This window comes from Bradyrhizobium sp. SK17 (genome assembly GCF_002831585.1).
Classification (GTDB): domain Bacteria; phylum Pseudomonadota; class Alphaproteobacteria; order Rhizobiales; family Xanthobacteraceae; genus Bradyrhizobium.
This window is the reverse complement of sequence record NZ_CP025113.1, coordinates 356394-375795: the sequence shown is the minus strand read 5'-3', so window position 1 is coordinate 375795 and position 19402 is coordinate 356394. Positions and strand designations below refer to the sequence as shown.

At 66.1% G+C, this 19402-nt stretch carries 14 protein-coding genes and 1 riboswitch; of the genes, 13 read left to right on the top strand and 1 reads right to left on the bottom strand.

Annotated features, from left to right (window positions below):
• Nucleotides 1-42: 42 nt before the first annotated feature.
• On the top strand, nucleotides 43-1899 hold the full coding sequence (locus tag CWS35_RS01740) for an ABC transporter ATP-binding protein/permease (RefSeq protein WP_100950449.1): 1857 nt from the start codon (nucleotides 43-45) through the stop codon (nucleotides 1897-1899).
• 145 nt (nucleotides 1900-2044) lie between these two features.
• Nucleotides 2045-2512, top strand: a complete 468-nt coding sequence (locus CWS35_RS01735) for a hypothetical protein (protein WP_245438837.1) — start codon at nucleotides 2045-2047, stop codon at nucleotides 2510-2512.
• Here the strand turns inward: CWS35_RS01735 and CWS35_RS01730 are convergent.
• Nucleotides 2449-3024 carry an NAD(P)H-dependent oxidoreductase gene (locus tag CWS35_RS01730; RefSeq protein WP_100950447.1) on the bottom strand — a complete coding sequence of 192 codons (576 nt, stop codon included), beginning with the start codon at nucleotides 3022-3024 and terminating at the stop codon, nucleotides 2449-2451. The two genes, CWS35_RS01735 and CWS35_RS01730, sit on opposite strands and share 64 nt — an antisense overlap.
• A gap of 90 nt (nucleotides 3025-3114) precedes the next feature.
• On the opposite strand from CWS35_RS01730, the gene CWS35_RS01725 reads away from it, so the two are divergent.
• The 11 genes from CWS35_RS01725 to CWS35_RS40540 all read left to right on the top strand — a co-directional run bounded on the left by CWS35_RS01725 (nucleotide 3115) and on the right by CWS35_RS40540 (nucleotide 19349).
• The gene (locus CWS35_RS01725; RefSeq protein ID WP_100950445.1) at nucleotides 3115-4002 is read left to right on the top strand and encodes a LysR substrate-binding domain-containing protein; all 888 of its coding nucleotides are present in this window, start codon (nucleotides 3115-3117) and stop codon (nucleotides 4000-4002) included.
• 101 nt (nucleotides 4003-4103) lie between these two features.
• Entirely contained in the window at nucleotides 4104-5594 is a 1491-nt protein-coding gene (locus tag CWS35_RS01720) for an amidohydrolase family protein (RefSeq protein WP_100950443.1), read from the top strand.
• 1 nt (nucleotide 5595) lies between these two features.
• Entirely contained in the window at nucleotides 5596-6525 is a 930-nt protein-coding gene (locus tag CWS35_RS01715; RefSeq protein ID WP_100955945.1) for a GTP-binding protein, read from the top strand.
• Between the two features lie 91 nt (nucleotides 6526-6616).
• A riboswitch (cobalamin riboswitch) is annotated at nucleotides 6617-6813 on the top strand.
• A gap of 106 nt (nucleotides 6814-6919) precedes the next feature.
• Nucleotides 6920-9211, top strand: a complete 2292-nt coding sequence (locus CWS35_RS01710) for a TonB-dependent siderophore receptor (RefSeq protein WP_100950441.1) — start codon at nucleotides 6920-6922, stop codon at nucleotides 9209-9211.
• A 2-nt stretch (nucleotides 9212-9213) separates the two neighbouring features.
• Nucleotides 9214-10722 (top strand): PepSY domain-containing protein, encoded by a 1509-nt coding sequence (locus CWS35_RS01705; protein WP_100950439.1) that lies wholly within the window; start codon nucleotides 9214-9216, stop codon nucleotides 10720-10722.
• 285 nt (nucleotides 10723-11007) lie between these two features.
• Nucleotides 11008-11625, top strand: a complete 618-nt coding sequence (locus CWS35_RS01700) for an STN domain-containing protein (RefSeq protein ID WP_157817058.1) — start codon at nucleotides 11008-11010, stop codon at nucleotides 11623-11625.
• A 115-nt stretch (nucleotides 11626-11740) separates the two neighbouring features.
• Entirely contained in the window at nucleotides 11741-12166 is a 426-nt protein-coding gene (locus tag CWS35_RS01695; RefSeq protein WP_245438836.1) for a sigma-70 family RNA polymerase sigma factor, read from the top strand.
• Nucleotides 12167-12230: 64 nt separating this feature from the next.
• Entirely contained in the window at nucleotides 12231-13214 is a 984-nt protein-coding gene (locus tag CWS35_RS01690) for a FecR family protein (protein WP_024584699.1), read from the top strand.
• A 197-nt stretch (nucleotides 13215-13411) separates the two neighbouring features.
• Complete coding sequence (locus CWS35_RS01685; protein WP_157817057.1) at nucleotides 13412-16207, top strand: filamentous hemagglutinin N-terminal domain-containing protein; 2796 nt, start codon at nucleotides 13412-13414, stop codon at nucleotides 16205-16207.
• A gap of 26 nt (nucleotides 16208-16233) precedes the next feature.
• Nucleotides 16234-16401, top strand: a complete 168-nt coding sequence (locus CWS35_RS38750; RefSeq protein ID WP_157817056.1) for a hypothetical protein — start codon at nucleotides 16234-16236, stop codon at nucleotides 16399-16401.
• Complete coding sequence (locus CWS35_RS40540; protein WP_371682829.1) at nucleotides 16398-19349, top strand: hypothetical protein; 2952 nt, start codon at nucleotides 16398-16400, stop codon at nucleotides 19347-19349. The genes CWS35_RS38750 and CWS35_RS40540 overlap by 4 nt, the downstream gene beginning before the upstream one ends.
• Nucleotides 19350-19402 lie beyond the last annotated feature (53 nt).

Here is a 19402-nt window from a genome sequence, read left to right as displayed (position 1 = left end):
CGGCGGGCCTATGTGGGGGGCGGTAGAACCGGTCTAAGAAGAATGAGTGTAGCCGAACAGCTTGAGACCCCTCGCGGCGCCCCCGAGCCGCCGCGCGATGCGTTGCTCGATGAGGAAGCCTTCATCGAGAGCCAGATCACGGAGCCGGCGAAGAGCCGTGCCCGCTTGCGGCCGCTGCTTGCGCTTGCGCCCTATGTGGCGCGCTACAAGGGACGGGCGATCCTCGCGCTGATCTCGCTGACAGCAGCGGCGATCACCACGCTGATCGTGCCGGTTGCGGTCAGGCGGATGATCGACATGGGCTTCACGCCCGAAGGCATCGCGATGATCAACAGCTATTTTAGCGTGATGATCGCGGTCGTCGCGGTGCTCGCCTGTGCCAGCGCCTCGCGCTACTACCTCGTGATGACGATCGGCGAGCGCATCGTCGCCGATCTCCGGCGCGACGTGTTCGCGCATCTGATCTCGCTGTCGCCCTCGTTCTTCGATTCCGCGCGGTCGGGCGAACTGGTGTCGCGGCTCACCGCCGACACCACGCAGATCAAGTCGGCGGTCGGCGCCTCGGTATCGATCGCGCTGCGCAATTTGATGCTGTTCTTCGGCGCCGCCGCGATGATGGTGATCACGAGCCCGCGGCTCTCGGGCTTCGTGCTGCTTGCGATCCCGATCATCGTGATCCCGCTGGTCGCGTTCGGCCGCTGGGTGCGGCGGCTGTCGCGCACCGCCCAGGACACGCTGGCCGATGCCAGCGCCTATGCGTCCGAGCTGGTCAACGCGATCCGCACCGTGCAGGCTTATACCGGCGAGCGGCTCGCCACGACGCGTTTCGCCGGCGAAGTGGAGCAGGCCTATCAAGCCGCGCGCAGCTCGACCAAGGCGCGCGCGGTGCTGACGCTGATCGTGATCTTCATCGTGTTCGCCAGTGTCGTCGTGATCCTCTGGGTCGGCTCGCACGACGTGCTGGTCGGCGCCATCAGTCCGGGCCGGCTCGGCCAGTTCATTCTCTACACGGCCTTTGCCGCCAGCGGCCTCGGCCAGCTCAGCGAGGTCTGGGGCGAGGTCTCGGCCGCATCGGGCGCCGCCGAACGGCTGTTCGAGATCCTGCGCGTCAAGCCGCAGATCGCGGCGCCGGCTTCGCCGCGGGCGCTGCCGCAGCCGGCGCGCGGCGATGTCGGCTTCGACGATGTCAGCTTCGCCTATCCGACCCGGCCCAATGCGCTCGCGGTCGACGGCGTGTCGCTGAAGGTCGGTTCAGGCGAGAAGGTCGCGATCGTCGGCCCCTCCGGCGCCGGCAAGAGCACGCTGTTCCACCTGCTGCTGCGCTTCTACGATCCGAAATCGGGCACCATCTCGCTCGACGGCGTGCCGATCCGGCAGGCCGATCCGGCCGAGGTGCGGGCGCGGATCGCGCTGGTGCCGCAGGATTCGGTGGTGTTTGCTGCCTCGGCCCGCGAGAACATCCGGTTCGGTCGGCCCGATGCCACCGATGCCGAAGTGGAGCGCGCCGCCGATCTCGCCCATGCCACCGAATTCCTGCGCCGGCTGCCCGGCGGCTTCGACGCCCAGCTCGGCGAGCGCGGCGTGACGCTGTCCGGCGGCCAGCGCCAGCGCATCGCGATCGCGCGCGCGATCCTGCGTGATGCACCGCTGCTGCTGCTCGATGAAGCGACCTCGGCGCTCGACGCCGAGAGCGAGACGCTGGTGCAGACAGCGCTGGAGGAATTGATGCGCCACCGCACCACGCTCGTCATCGCGCATCGCCTGGCGACCGTGCTGTCCTGCGACCGCATCCTGGTCATGGACCAGGGCAGGATCGTCGAGCAGGGCACCCACACCGAACTGGTCGCCGCGGGCGGCCTCTATGCACGGCTGGCGCGGCTGCAATTCGAGGGGATTTGAGCATGCAGTGCGCGTCCGGCCAGTAACGGCCGGCGCGCCGCTTATGCGAATCCTATGCGATCGCCCGCAGCCTCCCCTCGAAAACCTATTGCTGCAAAGGGATAGTCCCGCCGCGCCATCGATCGGCGCGTGGGGTGTTCGATTGATGCGCAGTGCAGGAGCGACCGAACCGCAGGGCAGGCTGCTCTGCGCCTGGCAACTCGCCGTCCTGCGCTTCGCGGTGACGCTCGATGACGCCGACCGGATGCACGTGCTGGCGGTGGCCGGCGAACTCGATCGGTTGAGTGGCGCCGCCGACGTCTCATTCAGCTTCTTCCGCAGGACGACCGCGGAGCTGTGCCACGCGATCTCCGGACGCCACATACAGGCTGAGGCGGTGCTGCGGGGCTTCGAGGCGCAGATCGACAATCCCCGGCTGCGGCGTGCGTTCGAGGCGGCGATCGCGAAAGACCGAACGCCGCCAAGGATGGTCGCAGGCCGGGCGAGACCCGGCGACGATCTCTGGAGAGGATTGCCGCCGCGGCGCGCTGCCGGGCTTGAGCAGCCGGCCTATGCCGCCTGCTTGAGGGGAGCCGGCGTGGATGCGATCCAGTCTTCGAGCTTGGTGACATAGTCTGCGGTTGCGGCTTCGAGCGCCTGCTGTGAAAGCCGGTCCGATTCGTACATGATGAAGGGGTCGGACCACGGCAGCCCGCAGCGATGCGCCGTGGCGCGCAGCGGCGCAAGCAAGTCCATCATCGGAAACATGTTGCGGCCGCCGGTGCGATAGGCGTCGTGCACGTTGCCGGCGGTCGCCGCCACCATCAGCGGGGTTCCTTCGAGCAACCGGCCCTCCGTCTCATAGGCGACGTAGAACATCCGCGTCAGGACCGCGTCCTGCCATGCCTTCAGCAGCGCCGGGGTGGAGTACCACTGGATCGGAAACTGCAGCACGATGCGGTCGGCGGCGAGCAGCCGGGTGGCTTCGCGCTCACCGTCCCGGAACATGTCGATGTCGCCGGGATACAGTGCCTGCATGTCGACGACCTCGACACCGGGCAGGCTGGCCGCGGCGGCCGCCAGCGCGGCATTGGCCTTGGATTGCGAGAGATCGCGGTGAAAGACGAGAATGAGGGTCTTGGTCATGTGGTCGGCTCCTGTGCGTTGATGGAGCGAGCATGCGGCAGGCCCATAAATTACTCCAATCGATAATAAATCTACTGTATTATCTGTTCTATGAATTTACGGTCGCTCGACCTCAACCTTCTCGTGATCCTGGACGCCTTGCTGGACGAGGCCCATGTCAGCCGCGCTGCCGACCGGCTCGGGCTGTCGCAACCGGCGACGTCGGCGGCCCTGCAACGCTGCCGCGAGCTGTTCCGCGACGATCTGCTCGAGCGCGGCCGGGGTACGATGTATCTGACGCCGAAGGCCGAGACGTTGCGCGCGCCGTTGAAATCGCTGCTCGCGGGTCTGACCGAACTGGTCGATCCGCCGCAGGTGCGGCTCGCCGACATTCGCCAGGTCTTGCGCATCTCCATGACGGATTACCCCGCCCTGCTCGTCGTCCCGCCGTTGCAGCAGGAATTGCAACGCTCGGCTCCCGGGATCGATCTGGTGATCCAGCCCTGGCATGGCGCCGACGCCGCGCGCGTGGCGTTGATCGACGGCAGCAGCGACCTCGCCGTTTCGGTGTTTCCGCCGGCCGAAGACGACCTCCATCGCCAGGAGGTCATGGTCGAGCACTACGTCGTGGCGATGCGGGCGCGGCATCCGGCTGCGAAGGCGTTCAATCTCAAGACATGGCTTGCCTATCCTCATGTTCTCGTCTCCGGCCGTGGTGACAACCGCTCGCCGCTCGATGCCGAGCTCGCGAGCCGGCATTTGTCGCGGCGGATCGGGCTCGTGGTCCCGACCTTTCAGATGGTGCCAAGCCTGCTGCGCGGCTCCAACATGATCGCGATGCTTCCCTCGCGGGTGGTCGCCGATTTCAGCGGGTTGGTCTCATTTCCGCCGCCGATCAAAGCGGCAGGATTTTCCCTGCATCTGGCCTGGCACCGGCGCCGCGCGAAGGATGCTGCGCTACAACATGTCGCGACGATCCTTGCCGGGTTGCTGCGATAAGAGCGATGCAATTTTGGCTGTTGGCGCCGGATGGCGCCGGTCGTAAGCGTTGATGGGGCCGTCGGTCGAGGCTTCATTTTGGACATGCGGAGAATGGCGAGATGGGTGGTCTGGTGATCAGCGGCGGCCGGGTGGTGGATCCGGCCAGCGGGATGGACGCGGTCGGCGACGTCGCGATTGTCGACGGCAAGATCGCGGCTGTTGGCACCGGGCTTGGCGGCGCCGAGCGGCAGATCGACGCGACCGGGCTCGTGGTGGCGCCCGGCTTCATCGACCTGCACGCGCATGGCCAGACCATCCCGGCCGATCGCATGCAGGCCTTCGACGGGGTCACGACATCGCTCGACCTCGAAGCCGGCGTGTTGCCCGTCGCATCCTGGTACAAGCGGCAGGCCGAGAAGGGGCGGGTGCTGAATTACGGCGCCGCGGCCAACTGGGCGTTCGCCCGGATCGGCGCGATGACCGGCTCCAATTCGGAGAGCTCGCTGGAATCGTTCGGCAGCGCGATGCGCGACCGCCGCTGGATCGACAATGTGGCGACGGAGGGCGAAGTTGGCGGCATTCTCGAACGTCTCGCCAACGGCTTGAACGAGGGCGGCATCGGCATCGGCATCCTCAACGCCTATGCGCCCGGTGCCGGCGTCCAGGAACTGACCGCGGTATGCCAGCTCGCCGCCAATCACGCGGTGCCGACCTTCACCCACGTCGCCTACATGTCGCGGATCGACCCCGAAAGCGCGGCAGAGGCTTATATCCGCCTGATCGGCTATGCCGGCGCCACCGGCGCTCATATGCACATCTGCCACTTCAACTCGTCGAGCAAGACCGACATCGAACGCTGCGTCGCGCTGATCGCGAAGGCACAGGCGCAGGGCCTGCCGATCACGGTCGAGGCCTATCCCTATGGCACCGGCTCGACGGTGCTGGCGGCGACCTTCTTCAGCGATCCAAAGTTCGAGGAGCGCAACGGCCTCGGCTACGATTCGGTGCAGCGCGTCACCGACGGTCATCGCTTCGGCAGCCGCGAGGAGCTGCTGGCGGCGCAGGCCGCGGAGCCCTCCACGCTGGTGCTGTGGCATGTGCTCGACATCGAGAACAACTCGCATCATCGCGACCTGCTCGACATGGCGGTGCTGTATCCGGGCGGCGCGATCGCCTCCGACGCGATGCCGTGGACGCTGTCGGATGGCCGCCCCTACACCGGCGATGCCTGGCCGCTGCCGGACGACGCCACCTCGCATCCGCGTTCGGCGGGGTGCTTCACCCGCTTCATCCGCGAATGGGTGCGCGAGCGCAAGAAGGTGTCGCTGCTCGAAGGCATCCGCAAATGCGCGCTGATCCCGGCCGAGATCCTGTCGGCGAGCACGCCGGCGATGCGCGCCAAGGGCCGGCTGCAGGCGGGCGCCGATGCCGACGTCGTGGTGTTCGACTACGAGACGCTGAGCGATCGCGCGACCTTCTCCGCCATGAATCGCCCGGCGGAAGGCGTACGGCACCTCGTGGTCAGCGGCCAGCCGCTGATCAAGGATGGCGTGCTCGATGTCGCGGCACGTCCCGGCCGGCCGGTGCGCCGGCCCGTCACCGGGGCCTGACGTGCCGGTCCCGATCCTGCTGGTCGCGGGCTTCCTCGGGGCGGGCAAGACCACGGTCGTCAACCATCTGCTGGCGCATGCGCAAGGCCGGCGCATCGCGGCTGTGGTCAACGACTTCGGCGCGATCAACATCGACGCTGAGTTGATCGCCGGCGCCAGCGATGGCGTGGTCAGCCTGAGCAATGGCTGCATCTGCTGCACGCTGGAAGGCGACCTGCTGCGCACGCTCGCAACCCTGCTGCGGCGTGATCCGCGTCCCGAGTTCATCGTGATCGAAACCAGCGGGATCGCCGATCCCGCCGACATCGTGCGCAATCTGATGGATCCGGTGATCTGGAAGGAGGCGCCGCTGGAGACGGTGCTGTGCGTGGTCGACGCGACGCAACCGGTGACCGCGCTGGATGATGCGCTGCTGCGTTCGCAATTGCGGGCGGCGGACATCGTCGCGCTGAGCAAGATTGATCTCGCCGACGCAGCCGCGTGCGCCGCGATCCGCGATGCCGTCCGCGCCGTGCGTCCGGCGGCGGTCGTGGTCGATGCCGTGCACGGCGAGGTGCCGGCGGCGTTGCTGTTCCCGGCGGATCTCGATCATGTGCCGGCGCTGCGAGAGATTACGCCGAGACGGCCGGCAGCGGACCGGTTCGAGACACTGAGTTGGACCTCGGAGCGGCGGGTGCTCCTGCCGCGATTGCAGCAGGCGATCGGCAGGCTGGCGCCGAAGCTCGCGCGGGCGAAGGGGTTGTTCGAAACGGTCGAGCAGCCCGGCCGGCCGATGGTATTTCAACTGGCCGGTGGGCGCGCGACATTGGCCGCGGGCGGTGCGCCGGCGGCCGGCGTGCCGCGCACGCGCATCGTATTCATCGCCGAGATGGGCGCGCTGTCGCGCGGCGAGATCGATGCGACTATGGACGGCTGCGTCGAGGCACCATGAAATGACGGCAATCAATAGTGACGTTGCAGCAACGCTTGTCCGCAAAGCATGTGTGCGGTGATCACAGCGAATTGACAGCCCGATGAGTAGCTCTTAATCGTTTGTCGACGGTTCCCTTCGGGGATCAAAAGGGAATGCGGTGCGAGGGAAACCCCAATGCCGCAGCTGTCCCCGCAACTGTAAACGGCGAGCCTTTCGTCAATTTGCCACTGGGCTGTCAGGCCCGGGAAGGCGTCGACAGGCGATGACCCGTGAGCCAGGAGACCTGCCGTCAGTCGTGGTCACACGCGAGCACATCGGGCGGGGGCGTCCTGGTGGGATCGGAACGTTGCTCGTTGAGCAATGCGCCAGTCCGCGTTCGCGGTGACGTGCCTCGTTACCGCGAGTTTCCTTGATGTCGTCATCGTCTTCCGTTGCGCTGGGGCTGCGCCTCGGTTTGTTCTGCTCATTGTCGTCGCTGCTGCTGCCGGCCGAGGTGCTGGCGCAGTCCGCTCCTGCAACGAAACTCGATCCGATCGAAGTCTCGCCTTCGGCCGCGGCCAAGCCGAAACCCGCTGCGCAAGCAGCCAATACCGCAACCACATCGCGACCGAGGTCCCGCCGTGCAACGACCGCGGTGGCCGGCGGCGCGCCGCAGCCCGCGACCGCATCGTCTGCATCGACATCGGGATCGCCATCGCCGACGCTGAATGCCACCAAGCCGGGAACCACCGGCAGCCGGCTCAATCTGACGCCATTGCAGACGCCGGCCAGCGTGGAGATCATCACGGCGCAGACCATCCAGGAACGCGGCCAGCATAATGTGCTCGATGCCGTCACGCAGAATGCGGCCGGCTTCATCGCGACGCCGGCGCCCGGCAATGGCGGGCTGTCGTTCAGCGACCGCGGCTTTGCCGGCAGCAACTCGGTGATGACGCTCTATGACGGAACACGCTTCTATATCGGCTCCGGCACGCTGACGTTTCCCTACGACACCTGGTCCACGGATCGCATCGAGGTGCTGCGTGGGCCGGCCTCGGTGTTGTACGGCGAAGGCGCGATCGGCGGCGTCATCAACGTCGTTCCGAAGAAGCCGCAGAGCACGCCTTACAACGCGGCCGAGGTCTCGCTCGACAGCAACATGACGCGACGGCTGTCGGTGGACAGCACCGGTCCGATCAGCCCCAATGTGTCCTACCGGGTCAACGCCACCGGCAACATGTCGGACGGCTGGGTCGATCGCGACAAGACATCGAATGTGGTGATCTCAGCTGCCGTGCGTGCGCAGGTGTCGGAAAGTCTCGCCTTCACGCTTTCCGAAGATTACGGCGACCGCAGTCCGTCACGCTACTTTGGCACCCCGCTGATCAATGGCTCGATCCAGGATGCGCTACGCTTCAAGAACTACAACGCGCTCGACAGCACGATCCGCTATCAGGACAGCTGGACCCAGTTCAAGACCGAGTGGGATGTCGCCGACGGCATCAAGATCAACAACACCCTGTATTACCTGACCAGCGAGCGGCACTGGCGTGATATCGAGAACTACACCTGGAATCCCAAGACCCAGCTGCTCGACCGCAACAACTATATCGAAATCTTCCACGACCAGAAGCAGGTCGGCAACCGAATGGATGCGACCTTCAACGGTCACGTCTTCGGGCTTGCGAACCAGTTTGTTGCCGGGTTCGACGTCAACCACATCGACTTCACCCACACCAACAACTCGCCCTATAGCGGTACATCGTCGGTCAATCCCTACGTCTTCGATCCCGGTTCATTCTTCGCGACGACGTCTCCGACCGCGCCCGGCTTCAACTCGATCGTGAATCAGTACGCGCTGTTCGCCGAGGATCGTCTGTCGCTGACCGATCAATTGTCGCTCGTCACTGGCGTCAGATATGATCGCCCCGATATCGATCGCACCGACTACAGGACGCCGGCGAACAGCTTTGGCGTTTCGCTGTCCGGCACCAGCTGGCGCACCGGGTTGGTCTACGAGCCGATCAAGAACCTCGCGTTCTACGGTCAGTACGCGGTCGGCGTCGATCCGGTCACCAACCTGATCTCGCTGACGACATCGCAGAAAACCTTCCAGCTTGCGACCGGCAAGCAGACCGAGATCGGGGTCAAGCAGTCGTTCTGGGGCGGACGCGGCGAGTGGACGCTGGCGGGCTATGAGATCGTCAAGACCGGCCTGACCATTCCCGATCCAAGCAATCCGACCGCCGGCCTGGCGTTGCAGATCGGTCAGCAATCTTCCCGCGGGGTCGAGGGATCGATCGGGCTGGCGCTGAACGATGGCTGGCGCGTCGATGCCAATCTTGCGCTGCTGCGCGCCAGATACGACAACAACAGCCAGGTGGTCGGTGGCAAGGTGGTCAGCTACAATGGCAATGTGCCGGTCAACGTGCCGCAGCAGGTTTCCAACGTCTGGCTGACCTGGGATTTTGCGCCCAATTGGTCGGTCTATGGCGGCGTGCAGATCGTCGGTGCCATGTACTCGGACCTTGCCAACACCCAGTTGCGGCCCGGATACAATGTGGTCAATGGCGGCATCAGGTGGAAGCCGGATGATCGGACCACGGTCGCGTTCCGGGTCTACAATCTGTTCGACAAGGTCTATGCGGTGACCTCCAACGGCACGGGACAATGGCTGCTGGGCATGCCGCGCACCGCCGAACTGTCCGTCAACGTGAAGTTCTGACCATGCGCAAGGCTCTGATCCGGCGAGGGCGGCGATGGCTTTATGTCGTCCATCGCTGGATCGGCATTGCGACGTGTCTGCTGTTCGCGATGTGGTTCATCTCCGGCCTCGTCATGATGTACGTGGCCTTTCCGCGGCTCACCGACGCGGAGCGCTTGTCCGCTCTCCCCGCCATCACCTGGAGCAAGGTGCAGGTGTCGCCGGATCGTGCGATGGCGATCGCAGCAATGGAGCATTATCCGCGCGACTTGCGGCTTTCGATGATGAACGACACGCCGGTCTATCGCATTGCCGGCTGGAAAGGTGCCGCCGTCACGGTTTCGGCAGTCGATGGCGGTGTCGTCGATCGCATTTCACCGGATCAGGCGTTGGCGATTGCCGCCCGTCATCCGCATGCGGTGCATCCGCAATTGCTCGACACCGTGACGCGCGATCAATGGTCGGTCACCGCGCGCTTCGACCCGCTGCGCCCGCTCTATCTGATCGGCCTTGGCGATGCCGCCGGTACCGAACTCTATGTCTCGTCGCGCTCGGGCGAGATTGCGCTCGATACCACACGGCAGGAACGGGTCTGGAACTGGCTCGGCTCGATCCCGCACTGGATCTATCCGACGGTGCTGCGCAAGGACGGCCCGCTGTGGCGCGACGTGGTGCTGTGGATCTCGGGCGTGTGCCTCGTGGTTGCCGTCACCGGCTTCTGGATCGGCATACTCCGGCTGCGGCTGAGGCGCCGTTACGCCAGCGGCGCCATATCGCCCTATCGCGGCTGGATGGCCTGGCATCACATCGCCGGCCTGATCGGCGGCGTCTTCGTGTTCACCTGGATGTTCAGCGGCTGGCTGTCGCTCAATCCCGGCGGCGCGTTCTCCGGCCGTGGCGTGATGCGTGAGATCGCGGCCGGCTACAGTGGTCACGATACACCCGACATCGTCGCCGGCTTCCGGGCCGCGCCATCCGCGCAGGCCGTGGAAGCGCGCTACGTCTGGATCGGCGGCCGTCCCCTGGTGATGCTCGACGACAGCAATGGCCGTCGCAGCCTCGCCGATCCCGTGACCGGTTTGCCCGCGGTGGTCTCGCGCGATGAGATCATCGCGGCTGCAAGGCGCGCAATGCCCGGCGCATCGCTGATATCGGCGCGACAGCTCGACGAGCCGGACGCCTATTGGTACACGCTGCACCACGAGCGCGAGCTTCCGGTGCTGCGCATCGCCTTCGACGATCCCGCCCGAACCTGGCTGCACATCTCTCCGGTCACCGCCGAGATCCTCGACCGCAGCGACGACAGCCGTCGATCCTATCGCTGGCTGTTCAACGCGCTGCACAGCCTGGATTTCCCGCTGCTGCTCAGTTTCTGGCCGGCCCGCGACGTCGTGGTCTGGCTGCTGTCGGCGGTCGGCACGATCGTCTCGATCAGCGGCGTCGTGATCGGCTGGCGCCGGCTGCGGCGCCGGAAGGTGCGGCCAGTGCGCAGCGCGCCGAGTGCGATCGAAGGGCAAATCCGCAGCGTCTGAGGTAAGCGGATCGCGATGCGAACCCGTGTGGGCGGTGCGATCACCGCCTTTGTTAGCAGATTGTCATAATCTGTTTCTATGTTGCGGCTGCCGCGGGTTTCGACGAACGGCTGGATCACCAACAGGTCATGCTGTTCAGCGGGCTGAGGATCAGGGGCGGCACCTCATGCATTTCGTTCAATGGGTCGGAAGATCAGGCCGCGCTCGAATTATCATCGGATGTGGCAGCGCTTTCTCGCCCTGGTCATAGGCATTCTCGTTGCCGGAAACATCCAGACGGTAGCGATGGCCGACAGCCTTGAATCAGCTCGGACGCGCGCGCCGATCGACTTCGACATTGCTGCGCAGCCACTGGTCTCCGCGCTCGATGCCTACAGCGCGGCTACGGGTCTCCAGGTCGTGTACGACGCGACCCTGGCCGAGGGACGGCGCGCGCAGGCCGTCAGGGGATCGATGGCGGCTGACGTGGCGTTGCAGCTTCTGCTCGAGGATACCGGCCTGGTCGCGGTCTACGCCGCGACCAACGCCTTCACGATCGTGCCCGCGCCGGCTCCGCGGCAGGCAGCGTCGATGCGCGGCTTCATGCCATATCTTGCGGCCGTCCAGGGCCGCGTTGAGGAGGCATTCTGCCGCTCGTCACTGACCGCGCCGGGTGGCTATCGGATCAAGTTCAGGTTCTGGATCGGCCACGGCGGCGAAGTGTTGCAGCCCCAATTGCTTGGTTCGACCGACGATCGCGCGCGGGACCAGGCCATTGCGGCTCTGTTGCGCTCGGTCGTGATCGGCCGGCCACCCCCGCCGGACATGCCGCAGCCGGTCATGATGGCGGTTTCGCCGCGCCCGCCTGCCGAAACCGGGGATTGCGCCCGGGATCCGGGACCGACGGGATTGGTTGCGCGATGACGGAAACCACCTGGACGACGCTTCGGCAGGTGCTCGTCGAGCGCTATGACGAGCTCCGCCGCCGCCTCGCGCGGCGTCTCGGCGACGAGCGGGCGCGGGAGACGCTGCACGAGACGTGGCTGCACCTTCGCGACAAGGGCAGCAGCCCGGGCGTGGTGGACAGCCCGATCGGCTATCTGCTGCGCAGCGCGCTCAACCTTGCGATCAGCCGGGAGCGCCAGGAGACGCGCCGGATCAAGCGGTTCGAGGTGCAGCCGATGCTCGAGATCGTCGATGCGGCCCCGGGCCGGAACGGGAGGTCGAATCGCGTGAGCAGATCGTGCGCCTGGAGCAGGCTCTCGAGGAACTGACGCCGCGGCGCCGCATGATCCTGCTCGCATCCCGCCTGGAGGGCATTCCGCTGCGGGAAATCGCCGATCGTCTCGGGGTTTCCCAGCGGTTGGTGGAGCTCGAGCTGAAGGCCGCGCTCGAGCATTGCGCTAAACGATTTGGTAAAAAACTCACAAGGCGGTTCGGTCCGGCGCCGCGGGAAACGTCTTGATAGGAGAGTGTCAGCGTGTTGCGCGCGTCTGGATTGAAATGGTGCTGAAAGAAACGCCCGATCAATGAGAGATTCCGACGAACCGTCCGAGGAGCTGACCGCGATCGAGCGCGAGGCGCTGGCACGCGTCCAGCGGCTCGGTTCCGGTCGGGCGACAAGGCGGGACATCGAGGAGACCAAGCACTGGGGAAGCCAGAGCCGCGCCCATTCGGAGGCGCTGGCTCAGGCCAGCCTGCTGTGGGATCAGCTCGGCCACGCCGGCCACAACCTGCTGAAGCGTCGTGGTGATTCCATCCTGGCCGAGGTCAGGCCGCAGCCGCGCATGACGCGCCGGATGGTGCTTGGCGGCGCGCTTGCGACGTCGGCCGCCGCCTACCTCGTGGTCTCGCCGCCGCTGCAGCTTTGGCCATCGCTGCAGGATGTCATGGCGGATTATCGCACGGCTGCCGGCGAACAGCGCAGGCTCACCATCGACGGCGGTGTCAAGGTGACGCTGAACACCGGGACCAGCGTCAATGTTCAGTCGAGCGACGCCAGCCTTGATCGCATCGAGATCCTGACCGGCGAAGCGGTGATCGCGGCGGAGGCATCGGGACGACGCGAGGTGCGCGTCGTGGCCGGCGACGGCGAGATGAGCGCGCGCCAGGCACAGTTCAACGTCCGCCACGAGCAGCGCAACACTTGCGTGACATGTCTGGACGGCGAGGTGCACGTCACCCGTCACAGCTCCGTCGCGACGCTGCGCGCCGGGCAACAGGTCAGCTATGCGGCGCTTGGGCTTGCGGCGCCGATGTCGGTCGACCCTACCGAGGTTGCCGCCTGGCGCGACGGAATGCTGATCTTTCATGACGCCCCGCTCGGCAATGTCGTGACCGAGATCAATCGTTACCGGTCCGGCAAGGTCATGGTGACGAATGCGGAGCTGGAACGCCGTCTCGTCAACGGCCGGTTCCGCATCGACAATGTCGAGAGCATCCTGACCATGTTCCAGCAGATCTTCGGAGCGAAGGCGCGACGTCTGCCCGGCGGCATCGTGCTGCTGAGCTGATGCCGGTCGCGGCGTGACGGCGCCCATCACCGCAAGTCGGGAATTGTGGTGCGGCTCGCGATTTTCTTGTTCGGTCTGGCCGACAGAAATGGCGTCCTTGCTGACGAGATGCCCGGCACATGGTGAAGACGTGTGACGGGCTCCCGCGCAGGTTCGATCTGCGCGTCTTTCGGTCCGTTGTTCCCAGGGGACATCTCATGCCGTCTCGTCAGCGCGTTACCCGTCGTTCCCGCCTCGATTTGCGTCGGGTGATGCCGCTTGCGCCGCGGCCGCGGATCGCGTTGGTGTCGCGCGCGATGCTGCTGGCCGGAACCAGCACGCTGGCGCTGCTGCTGGCCGGGCTCGAGGATGCATCCGCGCGGCCGTTCGGCAATTTCGGCGCGACCACATCGGCGCCGACGATCGCAAGCGATGCGGCCGCCGCGGCCTCGCAGCAGGCCATCGAAGTCGCCAGGCAGAGCCAGGGTGCGCTGACCCGGGCGACCCAGGCCATCCAGGCGTTGCAGGCCGTGCAGGCCGCCGCGCGCAGCGCGGCCGCAGCCTCGCAGCGATCGACCACGCTGCCGCAAATGGCGGTGCCGAACGGCCTTGCTCAAGGCGGGCTTCAGGTCGCCCCGGGTGCGGTGCCCGGCTCGGGCCTCTGGCAGGGCGCGGCACTGCCGAGCCAGACCACGAGCGGCGGCCAGACCACGGTCACCGTCAACCAGACCGCGCCGCAGGCGATCCTCAACTGGCAGAGCTTCAACGTCGGCAACCAGACCACGCTCAACTTCAACCAGCAGGCCAGCAGTTGGACCGCGCTCAACCGCGTCGTCGGCAACACTGGACCGAGCCAGATCCTCGGCCGCATCACCGCGCCCGGCCAGGTGCTCGTCATCAATCAGAACGGCATCATCTTCGGTGGCGCCAGCCAGATCAATGTCGGCTCGCTGATCGCCTCGACCGCCAGCATCACCGACAGCCAGTTCCTCAATAATGGTCTCTATTCGGCCCAGAGCGGCAACGCCTATCTGCCGAGCTTCACCGGCGCCGGCGGCAAGATCGTGGTCGAGAGCGGCGCACTGATCACCACCAATGCGCCGTCATCGGTCACCTCGGGCGGCGGCTTCGTGCTGATGATGGGCACCGAGGTCGACAATGCCGGTGCGATCACCACGCCGAAGGGCCAGGCCCAGTTCGCGGCCGGCGACGATTTCATCCTGCGCGCCGGCTACGGCACCAACGCCAACCAGAACTCGACCACGCGCGGCAACGAGATCGCGCCGCTGCTGCGTGTCGGAAGCACGAGCGGCACCGTCACCAACACCGGCCTGGTGCTGGCCCAGCAGGGCGACATCACGCTCGCCGGCCACGCCGTCACCCAGGACGGCATCCTCGTCTCCACCACCTCGGTCAATCAGCGCGGCACCATCCATCTGCTGAACTCGGCGTTGGATACGACCGGCAGCGTCACGCTGACCGGTAACGGCATCAGCCTGATCCTGCCGGAGACCGCGGCGGCTTCGGCGCTGGTGTCCGGCATCGATCCGAACGCGACCGCGTTCAATTCGCAGCGCGATGCGCTGATCGCCGCGGCCGGGCCCAATCTGCTGGCGACCGGCCAGTTCAACAACCTCTCGACGTTGCCCGATCGGCCCGATCAGTCGCGGATCGAGATCGTCACCGGCGGCGCCATCGGCTTCAAGAACGGCTCGCTGACCATGGCGCAGGGCGGCCAGGTGTCTGCTTCCGCCGGCAAGCGCGTGTTCGCCGAGAATGGATCCGTCATCGACGTCTCCGGCACCACCGGCACCGTACTGCCGGTGTCGGTCAATGCGATCAAGGTCAACGTCCAGGGCAACGAGCTACGCGACAGCCCGCAGAATCGCGACAACGGCACGCTGCTCAACAGCAACATGTGGATCGATGCCCGCGATCTCACCCTGGTGCCGGCCGGCACCGGCGGCTATGCGACCGACCGCTACTACACCGCGGGCGGCCTGCTCGAAGTGTCGGGCTATCTCAACAACACCGGCCACCGGATCGGCGAATGGACCGCGGTCGGCGGCAGCATCACGCTGTCGGCGCCGGAGGTGGTGGCGCAGCGCGGCTCGACCTTCAACATCTCCGGCGGCGCGGTGCGGTACCAGGGCGGCTATGTGCAGCAGACGATGCTGCTCGGCAGCGACGGCCGCATCTACAGCGCCGACAATGCGCCGGCCAACCTCACCTATGTCGCGGTGGCCAACGGCTTCATCGTCAATCACGCGCATTGGGGCGTTGTCGAAGTCTATCTCAGCCCGTTCGGCAAGGGCAGCTCGCGCTGGGAGAACGGCTACACGATGGGCCGCGATGCCGGCAGCCTCATCCTCTCGACCCCGACCTCGATCTTCGAAGGCACGATCCTCGCCAATGTGATCGATGGCGAGGAGCAGGTCGCCAAGCGTGCGGCCGGCGTCACCGACGGCTACAGACTGACGCAGACCACGGTTCCGCTCGCCGGCACGCTGGCGCTCGGGCAGTACACCCGCTACGGCCTCGCCGGCGCCTACACCACCGACGTGACGTTCGGCAACGTCGCGCCGGTCTCGGGCAATCTCGGCGTGACGACCGCGCTGCCAGCCGACCGCACCAACACGGCCTGGTTCGACGCGCCGACGCTCAACAGCTTCGGCCTCGGCGGCGTCAACATCGACAGCGCCAACAAGATCGCCGTCAACGCGCCGCTGCAATTTGCGCCGGGCGCGCAGGTCAAGCTGATCGCCCCGACCGTCGATATCGCCGCCGGCATCACCGCGCGCTCCGGCAGTGTCACGGTCAGCAACATGCTGACCACCTCAACCGGCACCATCGCGCTGACCAACGCGGCCGGGGGCGCGACGCTGACGCTGGAGGCGGGCGCGACCATCGATACGCGCGGCCTGTGGGTCAATGCGCAGAGCGATCCGACCAGCGTGTCGGGCCTCGGTCTGCTCGACGGCGGCAATGTCACCTTCGATTCGACGGGGACCTGACGCTCGCAGCCGGCAGCACGATCGATGTGTCCTCCGGCGGCGCAGTTCTCATCAACGGCAAGACGCAAGGCGGCAAGGGCGGCAACGTCACGCTGATCGCCGTTGATCCGGCCGGCCTCGGCACCGCCGTCAATGGGACGCTGACCGTCGGCAGCAGCATTCGCGCGGCCGGGTCAGCGGCGGCGGGACGTTGACGATCTCGACGCCCGGGACCGTGATCATCAGCAATGACGCAAGCCTGTTCGGCGGCACGCTGAGAGCCAATACGCCGGCGAAGGCTACTCTCGTTCTGGCGCAGCCCCTGACCATTCCCGCCGGCCAACCGCTGCCGATGCCGTACAGCGTGGTGCTGACGCAGCTCCCTCTCGATACGCCGCTGCCCGGTGGCGTGGCGCCCGGCGATCAGCGCACGCCGACCAGCGGATATTACGGCTTCAGCTTGAAAAAGGACTGGGTCGTTCCGCCAGGCATGACGGCCTATGACTACGTGACTTTCACATTCTACAATCCAGGAGACACGGTTCCGGCCGGAGCAAACCTCTCTGGCCTCGGTGGTACCTTCCCGGTGGGCTATGTCGTCCCGTCGGATGTATTCCCGAATACCATCAGAACGGCGCCCTTCACGCTCACGATAGCTGCCGGAAGCGTGCGGTCGACGCCGATCACGTATCAGGCAGGTGCAGTCATTCTCGCTGGATCCACGTTCAGTGTGGACGCAGTGGTCCAGCCGCCGACGGTCCTAAAGCCGAGCTTCTTCGCATCCGGCTTCGCGAACTACGACATCAACGGCGGAACCGAGACGCGGGTGATGGAGGGTACGACCATCGCGCCGACCATGCCCGTCTATCAGTTCACTGCGGGCAGCTACGGTGTGCCGACCGGTGTAGACCCGGCAGCGGCGATGTCGCTGTGGCTGCCGCCGTTGTTCACCGAAAATTCACGCAACGCAACGCTCACGCAGCGCGCCGGCGCCAGCATGACACTGCGTTCGCTGCTCAAGGGTGGTGGTGGCGGCGCGATCGTGATCGGCGGCAATGCTTCGATCACCGTCGACCCCGGACAGAGCATCAAACTCGATGCCTACAATCAGCTCACGATGAACGGCAGGCTCACCGCGCATGGCGGCAACGTCACGCTGATCAACGAGTCCGACAATACGCTGGAGTCGTCGCGCAACTTCGACATGTCCGGCAACGGCCGTGCCCTGTCGCTGTGGATCGGCGCCGGCGCGGCAATCGACGTCTCGGGCGCAGCCTACACGGCCACCGATAGCGCAGGACGCACCTATGGCACGGTCACCGATGGCGGCAGCATCAGCCTGAATGGCGGAACTGGCTTCGTGATCGTCCGTCCCGGTGCCGAGCTCAACGCCGACGGCGCCGGCATCACCGTCAACAGCGCGGCCGGGATGTCGCCAACCACGTCCGGCAGCACGCAGACGCTTGCGGGCAACGGCGGCTCCATCGCGATCGGCTCTTCGAGCGGCTTCTATCTCGACGGCAGCATCCACGCAGCGGGTGGCGGTTCGAGCGCAGCGGGCGGGAGCCTGTCGATCTCCTTGCCCACGGCCGTTTTCCCGGGTGACAGCTCGTTCATACCGGCCAAGGCGTTCGTGCCCAGCACGCTGGTCGTGACTCAAGCGCAGCAATCGCTGCTGCCCGTCGACATCGCGCCGGGGACCGATGCTGCGAAGCTGACATTCGGTCAGGCCACGGTCAGTGCCGATATGATCAAGGCCGGCGGCTTCGGCAATCTGTCGCTGAGCTCGGGCGACTACATGCAGTTTGCCGGCAACGTGTCGCTCGCGCTTGGCCAAAGCATTGCGCTCACGGCGGCCACGTTCACATCGGCACCGCCCGTGCCGGGCCTGCCCGTACCCAACGGCTCGCCAAGCAAGCCGGATCCGTCCGCTCCGGTCCCGACCGGCAACGTCCTGCTGTCCGCGCCCTATGTCTTGCTGCGCGAACCGGTTGCGATCGTCCCTGACAAGAGCGGCAGCGGATTCATCGGCAACCCCGGCGCGGCCGGCGTTCCGACCAAAGCCAGCTTCGAGGTCGATGCCAACCAGATCGACGTTCAGGGGCTGATCCTGTTCTCGGCGTCCGCGCCGAACAGCATGTATTCGCCCGGCTTTACCGACATCAGGTTCGTGAGCAAGGGCGACATCCGCTTCCTCGCCACCGGCGCGGGCCAGACCACGAGGCTTTCGACCGACTGGAATCTCGATCTCATTGCCGCCCAACTCTATCCGGCGACGGGTGTTGTCGCGGTCGTCACTGCCGGGCAGAACAATTTCACGGCCGCGCAATCCAATCAGCCGCCGACGCTGACCATCGGCCGCAGCACCGACACGATTCCCGACGCACCGCTGTCGGTGTTCGGCAGCCTCGCGCTCGCCGCACCGATCGTGGAGCAGGGCGGTATCGTCCGCGCGCCGTTCGGCAGGGTGGTGCTCGGCAACAACAATCCGTTCGACAACCGCATTCCGACACAACGGGTCGACGTGCTGCCGGGCAGCCTGACCTCGGTCTCGGTGGCAGGCATGACCATCCCCTATGGCGGCACCGTCGACGGCGTGACCTACAGCTACAACGGGTCGAGCGTCCAGCCAGGTGGACTGACCAACCTGACCTCGGACGGCTGGCCCGTCTCAGGCATCATGCTGGATGGGCAATCCATCAACGTTCAGGGCGGCGCCACGCTCGATTTGTCAGGTGGGGAAATCTCGCCGGCGCGGGCTTCGTCTCGGGCCGTGGCGGCTCGGTCAACGTGCTCAACACGCCGCTCGTCAATGCCAACCCTGCGACGCCCGTCAGCAAGGCAAGCGACAAGGTCTACGCCATCCTGCCCGGTTACGCGTCGGCCTATGCGCCCATCGCACCGGAAAATGGCGCCGGCGATCCGGCGATCGGCCAGCAGATCACGATTCCTGCCGGCGTGCCGGGCCTGCCGGCCGGCACCTACACGCTGCTGCCGTCAAACTACGCGCTGCTGCCCGGGGCCTACCGTGTCGAACTCGGCGCTGCCACGCGCACGCCGATCGGCGGCTCTGTTGCGATCGGTAACGGCACTTACGCGGTCTCCGCCTATACGAGCGTGGCCAATACCGGGATCGGAAGCGCACTCGCATCGCAAGCGTTGATCACTGCCGGAACGGCGGTGCGCAAATACTCGCAATACAACGAACAGAGCTAC